Annotated in this window: 12 protein-coding genes; 10 read left to right on the plus strand and 2 right to left on the minus strand. The window is 72.4% G+C overall.

Annotation, left to right across the window (positions count from 1 at the left end; genetic code table 11):
* Positions 1-255 precede the first annotated feature (255 nt).
* From purN to AB0F29_RS19275, 3 genes are all read left to right on the plus strand, one after another.
* Positions 256-912, plus strand: a complete 657-nt coding sequence (gene purN / locus AB0F29_RS19265) for a phosphoribosylglycinamide formyltransferase (protein WP_361873504.1) — start codon at positions 256-258, stop codon at positions 910-912.
* Positions 899-2,452 carry a bifunctional phosphoribosylaminoimidazolecarboxamide formyltransferase/IMP cyclohydrolase gene (gene purH / locus AB0F29_RS19270; protein ID WP_361873506.1) on the plus strand — a complete coding sequence of 518 codons (1,554 nt, stop codon included), beginning with the start codon at positions 899-901 and terminating at the stop codon, positions 2,450-2,452. The genes purN and purH overlap by 14 nt, the downstream gene beginning before the upstream one ends.
* A 224-nt stretch (positions 2,453-2,676) precedes the next feature.
* Positions 2,677-4,206, plus strand: coding sequence for a DUF2079 domain-containing protein (locus tag AB0F29_RS19275; protein ID WP_361873508.1), 1,530 nt, complete (start codon positions 2,677-2,679; stop codon positions 4,204-4,206).
* Positions 4,207-4,352: 146 nt separating this feature from the next.
* Here AB0F29_RS19275 and AB0F29_RS19280 read toward each other — a convergent pair whose 3' ends face one another.
* Positions 4,353-4,991, minus strand: a complete 639-nt coding sequence (locus AB0F29_RS19280; RefSeq protein ID WP_361873510.1) for an RDD family protein — start codon at positions 4,989-4,991, stop codon at positions 4,353-4,355.
* Positions 4,992-5,211: 220 nt separating this feature from the next.
* Between AB0F29_RS19280 and AB0F29_RS19285 the strand changes: the two genes are divergently transcribed.
* The 4 genes from AB0F29_RS19285 to AB0F29_RS19300 all read left to right on the plus strand — a co-directional run bounded on the left by AB0F29_RS19285 (position 5,212) and on the right by AB0F29_RS19300 (position 9,788).
* Positions 5,212-6,093 carry a bifunctional methylenetetrahydrofolate dehydrogenase/methenyltetrahydrofolate cyclohydrolase gene (locus AB0F29_RS19285; protein ID WP_361873512.1) on the plus strand — a complete coding sequence of 294 codons (882 nt, stop codon included), beginning with the start codon at positions 5,212-5,214 and terminating at the stop codon, positions 6,091-6,093.
* 23 nt (positions 6,094-6,116) lie between these two features.
* Complete coding sequence (locus AB0F29_RS19290) at positions 6,117-6,806, plus strand: DUF3017 domain-containing protein (protein WP_361873514.1); 690 nt, start codon at positions 6,117-6,119, stop codon at positions 6,804-6,806.
* Positions 6,807-7,290: 484 nt separating this feature from the next.
* Entirely contained in the window at positions 7,291-8,559 is a 1,269-nt protein-coding gene (locus AB0F29_RS19295) for a DUF2690 domain-containing protein (protein WP_361873516.1), read from the plus strand.
* A gap of 239 nt (positions 8,560-8,798) precedes the next feature.
* On the plus strand, positions 8,799-9,788 hold the full coding sequence (locus tag AB0F29_RS19300; protein ID WP_361873518.1) for a malate dehydrogenase: 990 nt from the start codon (positions 8,799-8,801) through the stop codon (positions 9,786-9,788).
* 80 nt (positions 9,789-9,868) lie between these two features.
* Here the strand turns inward: AB0F29_RS19300 and AB0F29_RS19305 are convergent, their stop codons facing one another.
* Positions 9,869-10,384: a carboxymuconolactone decarboxylase family protein gene (locus AB0F29_RS19305; protein WP_361873520.1), complete on the minus strand. Its 516-nt coding sequence runs from the start codon at positions 10,382-10,384 to the stop codon at positions 9,869-9,871.
* A 47-nt stretch (positions 10,385-10,431) separates the two neighbouring features.
* On the opposite strand from AB0F29_RS19305, the gene AB0F29_RS19310 reads away from it, so the two are divergent.
* The 3 genes from AB0F29_RS19310 (at position 10,432) to AB0F29_RS19320 (ending at position 13,402) form a co-directional block, all read left to right on the plus strand.
* Positions 10,432-11,832, plus strand: coding sequence for a PLP-dependent aminotransferase family protein (locus AB0F29_RS19310; RefSeq protein ID WP_361873522.1), 1,401 nt, complete (start codon positions 10,432-10,434; stop codon positions 11,830-11,832).
* A gap of 104 nt (positions 11,833-11,936) precedes the next feature.
* Positions 11,937-12,209, plus strand: coding sequence for a hypothetical protein (locus AB0F29_RS19315; protein ID WP_026290180.1), 273 nt, complete (start codon positions 11,937-11,939; stop codon positions 12,207-12,209).
* Positions 12,210-12,214: 5 nt separating this feature from the next.
* A complete protein-coding gene (locus AB0F29_RS19320) occupies positions 12,215-13,402 on the plus strand; it encodes a glutathionylspermidine synthase family protein (RefSeq protein WP_361873525.1) in 1,188 nt (395 codons plus the stop codon).
* Positions 13,403-13,447 lie beyond the last annotated feature (45 nt).

The following is a 13,447-nucleotide window of genomic DNA, read 5'->3' on the forward strand; positions in this document are numbered from 1 at the left end:
AACGTCTTCCCCATCTCGTCATGTCCGCCCGTAGGACGGTTCGTCCGCCCGGTGGACGGCTCGCTGTCCCCTGACGCTACCTCCCGGTCACGCCCCCGTCCCGTGGGGGCCGTCGGGTGTGCCGGTATCGTTGCTGACGGTCGGCCCGTTCGTAGGGTTCCCCGTATCGGGCGAAGCGATACTTTCGTACGACCCTACAAAGAGCATGCCGCACCTGCGTCACCCTGCGGTCATCACGTGAGAAAGGGCCCCGACGTGGCCTCCCCGCCCCCCTCCGCCTCTCCTGCCCGGCTGGTCGTGCTGGTCTCCGGATCCGGTACGAATCTCCAGGCGCTGCTCGACGCCATCGGCGACGCCCCGGCGGCGTACGGGGCACGGGTCGTCGCCGTCGGCGCGGACCGCGACGGGACCCGTGGCGTGGAGCGCGCGGAGCGGGCCGGAATCCCCACGTTCGTGTGCAAGCTCAAGGACCACGCGACCCGCGCCGAGTGGGACGGGGCGCTCGCCGCGCAGGTCGCCGCGCACCGCCCGGACCTCGTCGTCTCCGCCGGTTTCATGAAGATCGTCGGTCCGGCGTTTCTCGCCGCGTTCGGCGGCCGGACCGTCAACACCCACCCCGCCCTGCTGCCCGGTTTCCCCGGCGCCCACGGAGTGCGTGACGCACTCGCGTACGGCGTCAAGGTCACGGGCTGCACCGTCCACTTCGTCGACGACGGCGTCGACACCGGTCCGATCATCGCGCAGGGCGTGGTCGAGGTGACCGAGGAGGACACCCCGGAGGGCGAAGCCGCCCTCCACGAACGCATCAAGGAAGTCGAGCGATCGCTGCTCGTCGAGGCCGTGGGGCGGATCGCCCGTGACGGCTATCGCATTGAGGGACGAAAGGTTCATCTCGGTCATGTCGGTGAATAAGCCCATCCGCCGCGCTCTGGTCAGTGTCTACGACAAGACGGGGCTCGAAGACCTCGCCCGCGGTCTGCACGAGGCGGGTGTCGAACTCGTCTCCACCGGTTCCACCGCCGGGAGGATCGCCGCCGCCGGAGTGCCGGTCACCAAGGTCGAGGAGCTCACCGGCTTCCCCGAGTGCCTGGACGGCCGCGTCAAGACGCTGCACCCCCGCGTCCACGCCGGCATCCTCGCCGACCTCCGTCTCGACTCCCACCGCGAGCAGCTCGCCGAGCTCGGCGTCGAGCCGTTCGACCTGGTCGTGGTGAACCTCTACCCGTTCAAGGAGACCGTCGCCTCGGGCGCCTCCGACGACGAGTGCGTCGAGCAGATCGACATCGGCGGCCCCTCGATGGTCCGCGCCGCCGCCAAGAACCACCCCTCGGTCGCCGTCGTCACCAGCCCCGAGCGGTACGCCGACGTCCTCGCCGCCGTCAAGGCCGGCGGCTTCGACCTGACCGCCCGCGCGCGGCTCGCCGGCGAGGCGTTCCAGCACACCGCCGCCTACGACGTGGCCGTCGCCTCCTGGTTCGCGGACGGTTACGCGGCCGCCGACGCCTCGGGCCTCCCCGAGTTCCTCGGCGACACCTACACGCGCAAGAACGTCCTGCGCTACGGCGAGAACCCGCACCAGCCCGCCGCGCTCTACACCTCCGGCGACGGCGGTCTCGCCGAGGCCGATCAGCTGCACGGCAAGGAGATGTCCTACAACAACTACACGGACACCGACGCCGCCCGCCGAGCCGCCTACGACCACGCCGAGCCGTGCGTCGCGATCATCAAGCACGCCAACCCGTGCGGCATCGCCATCGCCGACGACGTCGCGACCGCGCACCGCAACGCGCACGCCTGCGACCCGCTCTCCGCGTTCGGCGGCGTCATCGCCGTCAACCGCCCCGTGACCGTCGAGATGGCCGAGCAGGTCGCGGAGATCTTCACCGAGGTCATCGTCGCCCCGGCGTACGAGGACGGCGCCGTCGAGGTGCTGGCCCGCAAGAAGAACATCCGGGTGCTGCTCGCCCCCGAGGCCCCGGCCACGGCGTTCGAGGTCAAGGCCATCGACGGCGGCGCGCTGCTCCAGGTCGCCGACCGGCTCCAGGCCGACGGCGACGACCCGGCCAACTGGACGCTCGCCACCGGCGACGCGCTCTCCGAGGCCGAGCTGAAGGAGCTGGCCTTCGCCTGGAAGGCGAGCCGCGCCGTCAAGTCCAACGCGATTCTCCTCGCCAAGGGCGGCGCCTCGGTCGGCGTCGGCATGGGCCAGGTCAACCGGGTCGACTCCGCGAAGCTCGCCGTCGAGCGGGCGGGCGCGGAGCGGGCAGCCGGTTCGTACGCCGCGTCCGACGCGTTCTTCCCCTTCCCCGACGGTCTGGAGATCCTCACGGCCGCCGGCGTCAAGGCCGTCGTCCAGCCCGGCGGGTCCGTGCGCGACGAGCTGGTGGTCGAGGCCGCGAAGAAGGCCGGCGTGACCATGTACCTCACGGGCACGCGCCACTTCTTCCACTGACCGGGACCACAGGCCGGGACCACACGCCGGGGCACCTGGCGGGACCACTGACCCGGACCACTGACCCGGACCTCTTCCGCCGGTCCACCGGCCCGACCCGGCCCGGCCCGTCCCGAGGCCGCACCCCGACATGGGTGCGGCCTCGGCCGTGTCCGTCGTGCCGAATCGGCGCGCCGCTCTGTTCTAATGAACGGCCGTGGAAATCCCTAGCGGGGGCAGTCACCGTGCTTGAGCTGAACAAGAGTGGAACGGACCGGTCCGGACCGGGACGCCTGCCCGCCCAGGGCCCGGGGCCGGACGCCCGTCCGGCCGACGACGCGCCGCGTACGGGCGACGCCGCCGCCGAACGCGTACCCCTGCTCCCGTACCTCGTCGCCGGCGCGATCCTGTGCGCGCTCTACTTCCTCTACGCGTACTTCCAGTACAGCCGCTTCGGCTCACCCTCCTGGGACCTGGGGATCTTCGAGCAGGAGGTCCGGGCGTACGCCGGGTTCGACGCCCCGGTCGTCGACATCAAGGGCCCCGGCTATCTGATCCTCGGCGACCACTTCTCCCCGATCGTGGCGCTGCTGGCCCCGCTGTACTGGCTCTGGCCGTCCGCCGAGTCCCTGCTGTTCGCGCAGGCCGCGCTGTTCGCGCTGGGAGCGGTCATCGTCGGTCGCACCACCCAGCAGCTCCTCGGCGGGCGCTCGGGGCTCTGCGTCACCGTCGCGTACGGGCTCTCCTGGGGCATCCAGGAAGCGGTGAAGGCCGACTTCCACGAGATCGCGTTCGCCGTACCACTGCTGGCCCTCGTCTGCCGGGCCCTGCTCCTGAAGCGGTACACGGCCGCGCTCCTGTGGTCGCTCCCCCTGGTCCTGGTCAAGGAGGACCTGGGCGCCACCGTGGCGGTCGTCGGCTTCCTGCTCTTCGTGTACGGCCGCCGCCTCCAGGGCGCGCTGCTCGCCGCCTTCGGGGTCGCCGCCTTCGTCGTCACACTCATGGTCCTCATCCCGGCGGCCAGCAGCGCGGGCACCTACGACTACTGGAAGAAGATCGACAAGAACGGTGAGCAGGACGTCTCGATGCTGGACTCCGTCCTCGGCGTCCTCAACTCCTCCGTCAAGATCGAGATGCTGGTCTTCCTGATCGGCATCACCGCGTTCATGGCGCTGCGTTCACCGCTGACGCTGCTGATCGTTCCCACGCTCGGCTGGCGGCTGCTCTCGCAGGACAGCAACCACTGGGGCATGGTCTGGCACTACAGCGCGATCCTCATGCCGGTGCTCTTCCTCGCGCTGGCCGACGGCGTCCGCCGCAGCCGCGACTCGCACCGGCCCTGGCTCGCCTCGTACGCGAAGGTCGCCGTGCCCGTCGCCGCCGCGATCGCCGTCGCGATGACCCAGCACCTGCCGCTGCGCGACCTGCTGCGCCCGGAGACCTACCGCACCGACGACGCCCGCAGCCAGGCGGCCAGGGCGGCGCTCGACGCCATCCCGGCCGGGGCGCGGGTCGAGACGGACATCACGCTGATGGCCCACCTCACCTCCGACCGCACCGTCTACTGGGTCGGCGGAGCCCCGGGCACCGCACCCGACATCGTCGCCATCAACCTGGACTTCGGCTGGTCCCGTCCGATCCAGGACCCGGTGGCGTACGCCCAGCAGCTGCACCCCGAGGCGTCCTACCGGCTCAAGCACCGGGGCGGCAGCTTCGTGGTGATGGAGCGCACGTCACCGGAGCCGGCGGAGATCCCGGGCGTCCGGAGCGACTGACCGCGACCCCCCGGCGGCTGACCGCGCCCCGGCGACTGGCAGCGGCCCCGGGCCCGTACGCGCGAAGGCCGCACCCGGTGAACGGGTGCGGCCTTCGTACGTGCGAGGTGCTGCGGTGGATCAGATGATCGGATCGACCAGGTGGATCAGTTGGCCTTGACGACCACCGACGAGCAGACCTTGTCCGCGAACGTCTGCTTCTTCGCGTCCCACAGCGGCCACAGCCAGCCGATGTAGCAGGCGATGCTGTCCAGGAAGTGGGCGAGGCGGCGCACGAAGGCCATGCCGAAGCCCAGCGGGCGGCCGTCGGCCTCGCGCAGCAGGCGGATGCCCACGGCCTTCTTGCCGATCGTCTGGCCGGTGGTGCCCTCCTGGTACAGCTGCCAGATGGCCACGGCGATGAGGCCGATGAAGCCGACGGCGCTGAGGATCATGCCGAAGGAGTCGCCGATCCCACCGCCGATGATGACCAGGATGTACGGGACCATCATGACGAGCCCGTCGACGATCAGTCCGCCGAAGCGCAGGCCCCAGTGGGCCAGCTCCGGCATGCCGCCCTGGCCGGGCTGCTGCGGGTAGCCGCCGCCGTAGGGCTGGCCCGGCTGCTGCGGGTAGCCGGGCTGCTGGGGGTACCCCGGCTGCTGCTGCGGGTAGCCGTAGCCCTGCGGCGGTACACCCTGCGGAGCCTGCTGCGGGTAGCCGTAACCGGGCTGTCCCTGCGGCGGGCCCTGGGGCGGCTGGCCGGGCTGCTGCCCGTACGGGTTGTTCGGGTCGCCGAAGCTCATAAGGGGTGTTCCTTCAACAGACGTGTGGGGACGAGATGGCCACACGGAGGAAGGACATCGATCAGCGGCCCGCCCCCCGTACAACCGCGGCCTTCATCGTTATAAGCGGAACATATGTTTGTCCAGTCCGGAGCCCCGGATGTTGTGCAAGTGCAATGTGCGGTACGGGGGCGGCACCGGCAATTGGTATGCGGGCGGGGTCATCCGCGAGGATGGGCGCATGACTGCCCAGATTCTCGATGGCAAGGCCACCGCTGCCGCGATCAAAACCGATCTGACCGTCCGTGTGGCGGCCCTCAAGGCCCAGGGGATCACTCCCGGCCTCGGAACCCTGCTCGTCGGGGACGACCCGGGCAGCCGGTGGTACGTCAACGGCAAGCACCGTGACTGCGCCCAGGTCGGTATCGGCTCCATCCAGCGCGAACTCCCCGACACCGCCTCGCAGGAGGAGATCGAGGACGTCGTCCGGGAGCTCAACGCCAACCCCGAGTGCACCGGTTACATCGTCCAGCTGCCGTTGCCCAAGGGCATCGACACCAACCGGATCCTGGAGCTGATGGACCCGGAGAAGGACGCCGACGGCCTGCACCCGATGAGCCTCGGCCGTCTCGTCCTCAACGAGACCGGCCCGCTGCCCTGCACCCCGCAGGGCGTCGTCCAGCTGCTGCGCGCGCACGGAGTGGAGATCAACGGGGCGCACGTCGTGGTCGTCGGACGCGGTGTCACCATCGGCCGGTCGATCCCGCTGCTGCTGACCCGCAAGTCGGAGAACGCCACCGTGACCCAGTGCCACACCGGCACCCGGGACCTCTCCTCCCACCTGCGGCAGGCCGACATCATCGTCGCCGCCGCCGGGGTGCAGCACCTGATCAAGCCGGAGGACGTCAAGCCGGGCGCGGCCGTGCTCGACGTCGGCGTCAGCCGGGACGCGGACGGCAAGATCGTCGGCGATGTGCACCCGGGGGTCCGTGAGGTGGCCGCCTGGGTCGCCCCGAACCCCGGGGGCGTCGGCCCGATGACCCGCGCGCAGCTGCTGGTCAACGTGGTCGAGGCCGCCGAGCGGGCCGCCGCCGAGGCCGCCGACGCCGCGGCAACGGGCTGACGGCCGGATCCGGAGGGAACCCCATGGGTGCTGGTACGAGTCCCGCCGACCCCGCCCCCACCGGCCGGGCGGCGGACGAGCCGCGCGAACCGGACGAGCGGGAGGAGCGGGACGGGGCCACCGGGTCCACCGGACCGGGCCCGGACCGGGTCCCGGTCGCGGATGTCACAGACGCGACGGCCCAGGGCACGGACGCCGCCCCGTCCGCGTCCCCGGACACAACGCTGGACACCGCCACGTCCACGGGCACGGACGCGGCCCCCGATACGGGCACGGCCTCGGCCCCGGGCACGGACGCGGCCGACGGGCGCCCCCGCCGGTCGCGGCGGTTCCCGCGGTTCACCCGGGACACGGCCCGGCCCGAGGGCGGCGGCAGGGCGGCGTCGGGCGACGCACCCGCCCCGGCCCGGCAGTGGCCGCTGCTCACCGTGCTCTGCGCGGCGGGCCTCGGACTGTTGATCGTGGTGCTCGACCCGTTCGACCAGGCGTTCCGCATCGGCACGATCCTGATCGGCGGTGCGCTGATCGCCGGTGCCGTGCTGCGCTGGGTGGTGCCCTCGGTCGGAATGCTGGCGGTACGTTCCCGCTTCACCGACCTGGTCACGTACGGGCTGATGGGCACGCTGATCGTGCTGCTCGCGCTCGTCGCACAGCCCGAGCCGTGGCTCGACGTCCCGGTCCTGGAGGACGCGGTCCGTTTCACGATCCGCTAGGGCATCCGTGGTGCCCGTCCCCACCCCCGAGGAGGGACGGACACCACGGCGGAACGGGACAACCGGGCAGAAAGCACCGGTATGCGGCGAGATGGGCGGCCTTGCCCCGTCCCGAGTCCAGCGTCATGGACAGGAAGGACCGGAACAAGCGCTCACTGTGGCCTGTGGCACGGAAGTGACCATTCCGGCACGGTGTGATCGCCGCGCAACGATGGCAGACTGGCACGGCGCACAGAGCGGCACGGAGCAGGCGGAGCAGTGGCCGACGCGGACTCGGGGCGCGTGAGAACACACGCATCCGTCCCGAACGCTTCCGTGCGCCTCCTCGTCAGGAACTGACACCCTGGCTCCGCGCATCCTCGTGGGTAGTCCAGCTGACGGTCCGGACCGGACGGCAGCGGACGGACCGGGGATGCGCGGACCGGGGGACCGGCCGTAGCGGGGCACAGCAATGACGTCCGGGGGACAAGAGGGGGGAAACGCGATGCCTCGTTGGAAGGCACTGCCCGAAGAGCTCGACCCGCAGATCAGGGAGTTCGCCAGCCAGCTGCGCAGGCTCGTCGACCGCAGCGGGCTGAACATCAACGCCGTGGCCGACCGCACGGGTTACAGCAAGACGTCCTGGGAGCGGTATCTCAACGGGCGGCTGCTCGCCCCGCGCGGTGCCGTCGTGGCCCTCGCCGAGGTGACGGGCACCCCGCAGCACCACCTCACGACCATGTGGGAGCTGGCGGAGCGGGCCTGGAGCCGGGCCGAGATGCGCCACGACATGACGATGGAGGCCATCCGGATCACGCAGGCCCGTGCCGCGCTCGGCGAGCTCGGCACGACGGCTCCGGACGCTCCGGCGGCCGGCCGGTCCGGCCGGTCCTCCGCCGGCGGCGGCCGGCACAGCGCGTCCGGCGCCGGCGCGCGGGTTCCCGCCGCCGCGGGCCAGGCGGCCGCGGCCCCGGCCGGCACGGACGCCCCGCCCCGCGACGCCTACGGCAAGGACCCGCACGGCGGCGCGGCTCACGAGCCCGGCGACGACGACACGCGCCAACTCCTCGTCCCCGCCCAGCGCGGCACCGCACCGCACCCCGCCCACCACCAGGACCGACCGTACGACGGCGGGCCGAACCAGGGCGGGCAGCGGCCGAACCAGGGCAGGCAGCATCGTGAGCGGAACGCGGCGGGGAGCACCGGCCGCGGCTCCGGCTCCGGCCGGGACATACGTGGCACCCGACCGGGCAAAGCCCCCGGCGGCCGCGGCAAAGCCCCCGGCGGCCGCGGGAAGGGCCCCATGCTCGCCGTCGGGGCCGTCGGCGCCCTGATCGTCGTGGTCGGCGCGGTGCTGCTCGCACCGGGCGACGACGCGGCCAAGGCCACCCCCACCCCGTCGGTGGCTCCCACGAAGGCTGCCCCGGAGCTGCCCGTGGGCGTCGAGTGCACCGGCGCGGAGTGCGCCGGGAAGGACCCCGAGGCGATGGGCTGCGGCGGCGAGTTCGCCCGTACGGTCGCCGGCGCCGTGGTCGGCGGCAGCAAGATCGAGGTCCGCTACAGCGAGGTCTGCTCCGCCTCCTGGGCGCGGCTCTCCGAGGCGGCCATCGGCGACACCGTGCGGATCACCGCCGGCGGGGGAGCGCAGAACAGCGAGGTCATGGGGGACACCGACGCGTACACCCCGATGGTCGCGGTGAAGAAGGCGGCCGACGCGAAGGCCTGCGCGACGCTCACCTCCGGCACGAAGGGGTGCACCGACCCGGGCGAGTGACGGCGGGCCCGGGGCGGCGGAAGCCAGGAGACCCGTGGCCGGGCCCATCGGTGCGGTGCGTGACCGGTTGTGTGCGGTGCCACAGGGGGGCGGGCGGCCGGGCCGGGCCGGGTCCGATAGCCTGACCGCTGGATATCTCTTCACGTCAAGATTCGTCGGGGCGGGGAGGGCGTCCAGCACCAGGGTCCGGCACCAGGGGCCGGGACCCCCACCGCCAGCTGTCTAAACCGGAGACCGCCATGACCCGCACTCCCGTGAATGTCACCGTGACCGGCGCAGCCGGCCAGATCGGCTACGCGCTGCTCTTCCGCATCGCCTCCGGCCACCTGCTCGGCCCGGACGTGCCGGTCAACCTGCGCCTCCTGGAGATCCCCCAGGGCCTCAAGGCCGCCGAGGGCACCGCGATGGAGCTCGACGACTGCGCCTTCCCGCTGCTGCGCGGCATCGAGATCACCGACGACCCGAACGTCGGCTTCGCCGGTGCGAACGTCGCCCTGCTCGTCGGCGCCCGCCCGCGCACCAAGGGCATGGAGCGCGGTGACCTGCTCGCCGCCAACGGCGGCATCTTCAAGCCGCAGGGCAAGGCCATCAACGACAACGCCGCGGACGACATCAAGGTCCTCGTCGTCGGCAACCCGGCCAACACCAACGCGCTCATCGCGCAGGCCGCCGCCCCGGACGTACCGGCGGAGCGCTTCACCGCGATGACCCGTCTGGACCACAACCGCGCGATCTCGCAGCTGGCCGCCAAGACCGGCGCCGCCGTCTCCGACATCAAGAAGCTGACGATCTGGGGCAACCACTCGGCCACCCAGTACCCGGACATCTTCCACGCGGAGATCGCCGGCAAGAACGCCGCCGAGACCGTCAACGACGAGGCGTGGCTGGCCGACACCTTCATCCCGACCGTCGCCAAGCGCGGCGCCGCGATCATCGAGGCGCGTGGCGCGTCCTCGGCCGCCTCGGCCGCCAACGCCGCCATCGACCACGTGCACACCTGGGTCAACGGCACCGCCGCCGGCGACTGGACCTCGATGGGCATCCCGTCGGACGGCTCCTACGGCGTCCCCGAGGGCATCATCTCCTCCTTCCCGGTCACCACGAAGGACGGAAAGTACGAGATCGTCCAGGGTCTGGACATCAACGAGTTCTCCCGTGCGCGCATCGACGCGTCGGTCAAGGAGCTCACCGAGGAGCGCGACGCGGTCCGCGAACTCGGCCTCATCTGAGACCCGCACCCGAGGCACGTCGAGCGCCCCCGGCAGCAGCTGCCGGGGGCGCTCACGCATGCTCTCCGCGGAGCCCTCGGTCAGCCGCTGTGGTCGCCGGGCGTGTAGTGGCCGGGCCCCAGACGGCCGGTGACGCCGAAACGGTTCCAGACGTTGATCACGCTGATCGAGGCGATCAGCTGGGCCAGCTCGGTCTCCTCGAAGTGCTTGGCGGCCTCCTCGTACACCTCTTCCGGGACGAAGCCGTCGGTCAGGACGGTGACCGCCTCGGTCAGGGCCAGCGCCGCCAGCTCCTTCGGGGTGTAGAAGTGCCGCGACTCCTCCCAGGCGCTGAGCTGGACGATCCGCTCGACCGACTCGCCCGCCGCGAGCGCGTCCTTGCTATGCATGTCCAGGCAGAACGCGCAGTGGTTGAGCTGTGAGGCCCGGATCTTCACCAGCTCGACCAGGACGGGGTCCAGGCCTTTGCGGGCGGCGATGTCGAGCCGGACCATCGCCTTGTAGACGTCCGGGAGGAGCTGGGAGACGGAGATCCGGGGCGGCTCCTCGGGGGAGAGGCCGGCCGGGGCGTGGTGGTGCTCGTGCGTCGAGGTCATGAGGACGACGCTACGGCCCCGATGGCACCCCGGTATGGTCCATTGGCATGACGGATTCCTGGGCCACTTTCGGCGCGGACCTGCATCTGGAACCGGTCGGCCAGGGGCTCCGCAGCGGGCTGATGGAGGCGCTGCGGGAGGCGGTGCGCTCCGGCCGCCTGGCCCCCGGCACCCGGCTGCCGTCCTCCCGGGTGCTCGCCGCCGACCTGGGCGTCGCCCGCAACACGGTCGCCGACGCCTACGCCGAACTGGTCGCCGAGGGCTGGCTCACCGCCCGCCAGGGCTCGGGGACCCGGGTCGCCCAGCGGTCCGCGCCGCGCCGGGCCGACCATGTGGCGGCCCGGCCCCGGACGGCGCGGCCCGGGGCCGGGTACAACCTGAAGCCCGGCTCGCCGGATCTCTCCGCCTTTCCGCGCACCGCCTGGCTCAAGGCCGCCCGCAAGGCGCTCACCGCCGCGCCCGACGAGGCCTTCGGCTACGGCGATCCGCACGGCCGCGTCGAACTGCGCACCGTGCTGGCCGAGTACCTGGCGCGGGCGCGCGGGGTCCACGCCGACCCGGAGCGCATCGTGATCTGCTCCGGCTTCGCGCACGGGCTGACCCTGCTGGGCCGGGTGCTCCGGCGGCGCGGGGTCCGGGACGTCGCCGTCGAGTCGTACGGGCTCGACGTCCACAGAGACCTCCTCACCGACTCCGGGCTGCGCACCCCGTGCCTGCCCCTGGACGAGCACGGGTCCCGGACCGGCGAGCCGGCCGCGCTGCGCGGCGCGGGCGCGGTCCTGCTGACCCCGGCGCACCAGTTCCCCACCGGCGTACCGCTGCACCCGGACCGGCGCGCCGCCGCCGTCGACTGGGCCCGGTCCACCGGCGGGCTGATCCTGGAGGACGACTACGACGGGGAGTTCCGGTACGACCGGCAGCCGGTGGGGGCGCTCCAGGGCCTCGACCCGGAGCGGGTCGTCCATCTCGGCACCGCCAGCAAGTCGCTGGCCCCGGGGCTGCGCCTCGGCTGGATGGTGCTGCCCCGGGACCTGGTCGGGGAGGTGGCGGCGGAGAAGGGCGTGTCCGGCTGGATGTCCGGCTCGCCCGACCAGCTGACGCTCGCGGAGTTCATCGCCTCGGGGGCGTACGACCGGCATGTGCGCGCCATGCGGCTGCGCTACCGCCGCCGCCGCGACCAGCTCGTCGCGGCGCTCGCCGAGCGCGCCCCGGGCATCGAGGTCAGCGGGATCGCGGCCGGGCTGCACGCGGTCCTCGAACTCCCGCCGGGCGCCGAGCGTTCGGTGATCCAGGCGGCGGCGTTCCAGGGTCTGGCACTGGACGGTCTCGCCCGCTACCGGCATCCGGACGCCCCGGCCGCCCGCGACGCCCTGGTGATCGGCTACGGCTCGCCGTCGGAGAGCGCCTGGGCGGGCGCCCTCGACGCCCTGTGCCGGGTGCTCCCGTGAGGGCCAGGTTCCGAACAGCACCCCCCTCCCACTAATCTGACAAGAGGTCCGGTGGCGGAAAAAGGAAGCCGGATCCGATCGCGTACCACGGGGGAGAACCGAACATGTCCACACGAAGGCTGAGGTCGAGCACGGTCGTGCTCGGCGGTATGGGGCTGCTCGCCCTGACGATCACGTCCTGCGGCTCGGAGCCGGACAAGCGCTGCGCCGACCGCACGACGCAGCGGACCCTGCCGAGCTCCGAGTGCCGCAGCGGCGGCAACGGTTCGTACTACTACGGCGGCAAGAGCGACAGCGGCAAGGTGCAGGGCGGCAGCTTCGACAAGTCGGCCGTCGACCGCGGCGGCTTCGGCTGCTCCGGCTCCGGCGGCGGCTGACCGCCGTGGAACGCCGCACGATCGAGCCGCGCCCCGGCTGGCAGGAGACCGTCGAGGCGCAGGGCGTCGTCTACCCGCTCACCCGCTACCCGGACGGTTCGCTGCGCCCGTACTGGGACGAGAGCGCCTACTACGTCTTCTCGCTGCCCGAGGTCGAGGCGCTGGAGGAGACCGTCGAGGAACTGCACACGATGTGCCTGGCCGCCGCCGCGCACATCGTCGAGCAGGGCCGCTTCGACGACCTCGGCATCACCGACCCCCGCCTCGCCGCGCTGGTCGCCGAGTCCTGGCGCCGCCGCGCCGAACTGCCTTCCGTATACGGGCGGTTCGACCTGCGCTACGACGGGAACGGCCCGCCGAGGATGCTGGAGTACAACGCCGACACCCCGACCTCGCTGGTGGAGGCCGCGAGCGCGCAGTGGTTCTGGATGGAGGACCGGTTCCCCGGGGCCGACCAGTGGAACTCCCTGCACGAGCGGCTGGTCGACACCTGGAAGCGGCAGGCGCCCCTGCTGCCGCCCGGGCCGCTGCACTTCGTCCACTCCGACGGCGACGAGCTGGGCGAGGACCTGATGACGGTCGCGTATCTGCGCGAGACCGCCCAGCAGGCCGGGCTCGACACCGAGGCGCTGTCCGTCGAGGAGATCGGCTGGGACCGGCTGTCGGGCCGGTTCGTCGACGAACGGCTGCGGTTCATCCGCAGCTGCTTCAAGCTCTACCCCTGGGAGTGGCTGGCCACCGACCGCTTCGGCCCCCAGGTGCTGGACACCCTCGACAACGGCGGCGGCTCCGGCACCACCTGCTGGATCGAGCCCGCCTGGAAGATGCTCCTCTCCAACAAGGCGCTGCTCGCGGTCCTCTGGGAGCTGTACCCCGGCCACCCCAACCTGCTGCCCGCCTACCTCGACGGCCCGCGCGAGCTGGCCGGTCCCGGCGGGGCCGGATACGTGTCCAAGCCGCTGCTCGGCCGCGAGGGCGCCGGCGTCGAGCTGTACGGCCCCGGCTCGTCGCCCGTGACGCGCGACGAGCCGTGCTGCTACCAGGAGGCAGCCCCGCTGCCCGACTTCGACGGCAACCGGGTGGTGCTCGGCGCCTGGGTCGTCGAGGACGAGGCGGCGGGGCTCGGCATCCGGGAGTCGGCGGGGCCGGTCACGGACGAGTACGCCCGCTTCCTGCCCCACGTCATTCTCTGAGAGCCGGAGGCCGGGCAGGGGCCGTGCGGGTCCGCTGCCCGGCCC

It is taken from the genome of Streptomyces sp. NPDC026589, assembly GCF_040638385.1.
Classification (GTDB): domain Bacteria; phylum Actinomycetota; class Actinomycetes; order Streptomycetales; family Streptomycetaceae; genus Streptomyces.

Excerpts from the sequence above, each read along its gene's own strand:
- purH (WP_361873506.1), top strand. The coding sequence starts at position 899 with ATGTCGGTGAATAAGCCCATCCGCCGCGCTCTGGTCAGTGTCTACGAC.
- AB0F29_RS19280 (WP_361873510.1), bottom strand. The coding sequence starts at position 4,991 with ATGAGCTTCGGCGACCCGAACAACCCGTACGGGCAGCAGCCCGGCCAG.
- AB0F29_RS19285 (WP_361873512.1), top strand. The coding sequence starts at position 5,212 with ATGACTGCCCAGATTCTCGATGGCAAGGCCACCGCTGCCGCGATCAAA.
- AB0F29_RS19290 (WP_361873514.1), top strand. The coding sequence starts at position 6,117 with ATGGGTGCTGGTACGAGTCCCGCCGACCCCGCCCCCACCGGCCGGGCG.
- AB0F29_RS19295 (WP_361873516.1), top strand. The coding sequence starts at position 7,291 with ATGCCTCGTTGGAAGGCACTGCCCGAAGAGCTCGACCCGCAGATCAGG.
- AB0F29_RS19300 (WP_361873518.1), top strand. The coding sequence starts at position 8,799 with ATGACCCGCACTCCCGTGAATGTCACCGTGACCGGCGCAGCCGGCCAG.
- AB0F29_RS19305 (WP_361873520.1), bottom strand. The coding sequence starts at position 10,384 with ATGACCTCGACGCACGAGCACCACCACGCCCCGGCCGGCCTCTCCCCC.
- AB0F29_RS19310 (WP_361873522.1), top strand. The coding sequence starts at position 10,432 with ATGACGGATTCCTGGGCCACTTTCGGCGCGGACCTGCATCTGGAACCG.
- AB0F29_RS19315 (WP_026290180.1), top strand. The coding sequence starts at position 11,937 with ATGTCCACACGAAGGCTGAGGTCGAGCACGGTCGTGCTCGGCGGTATG.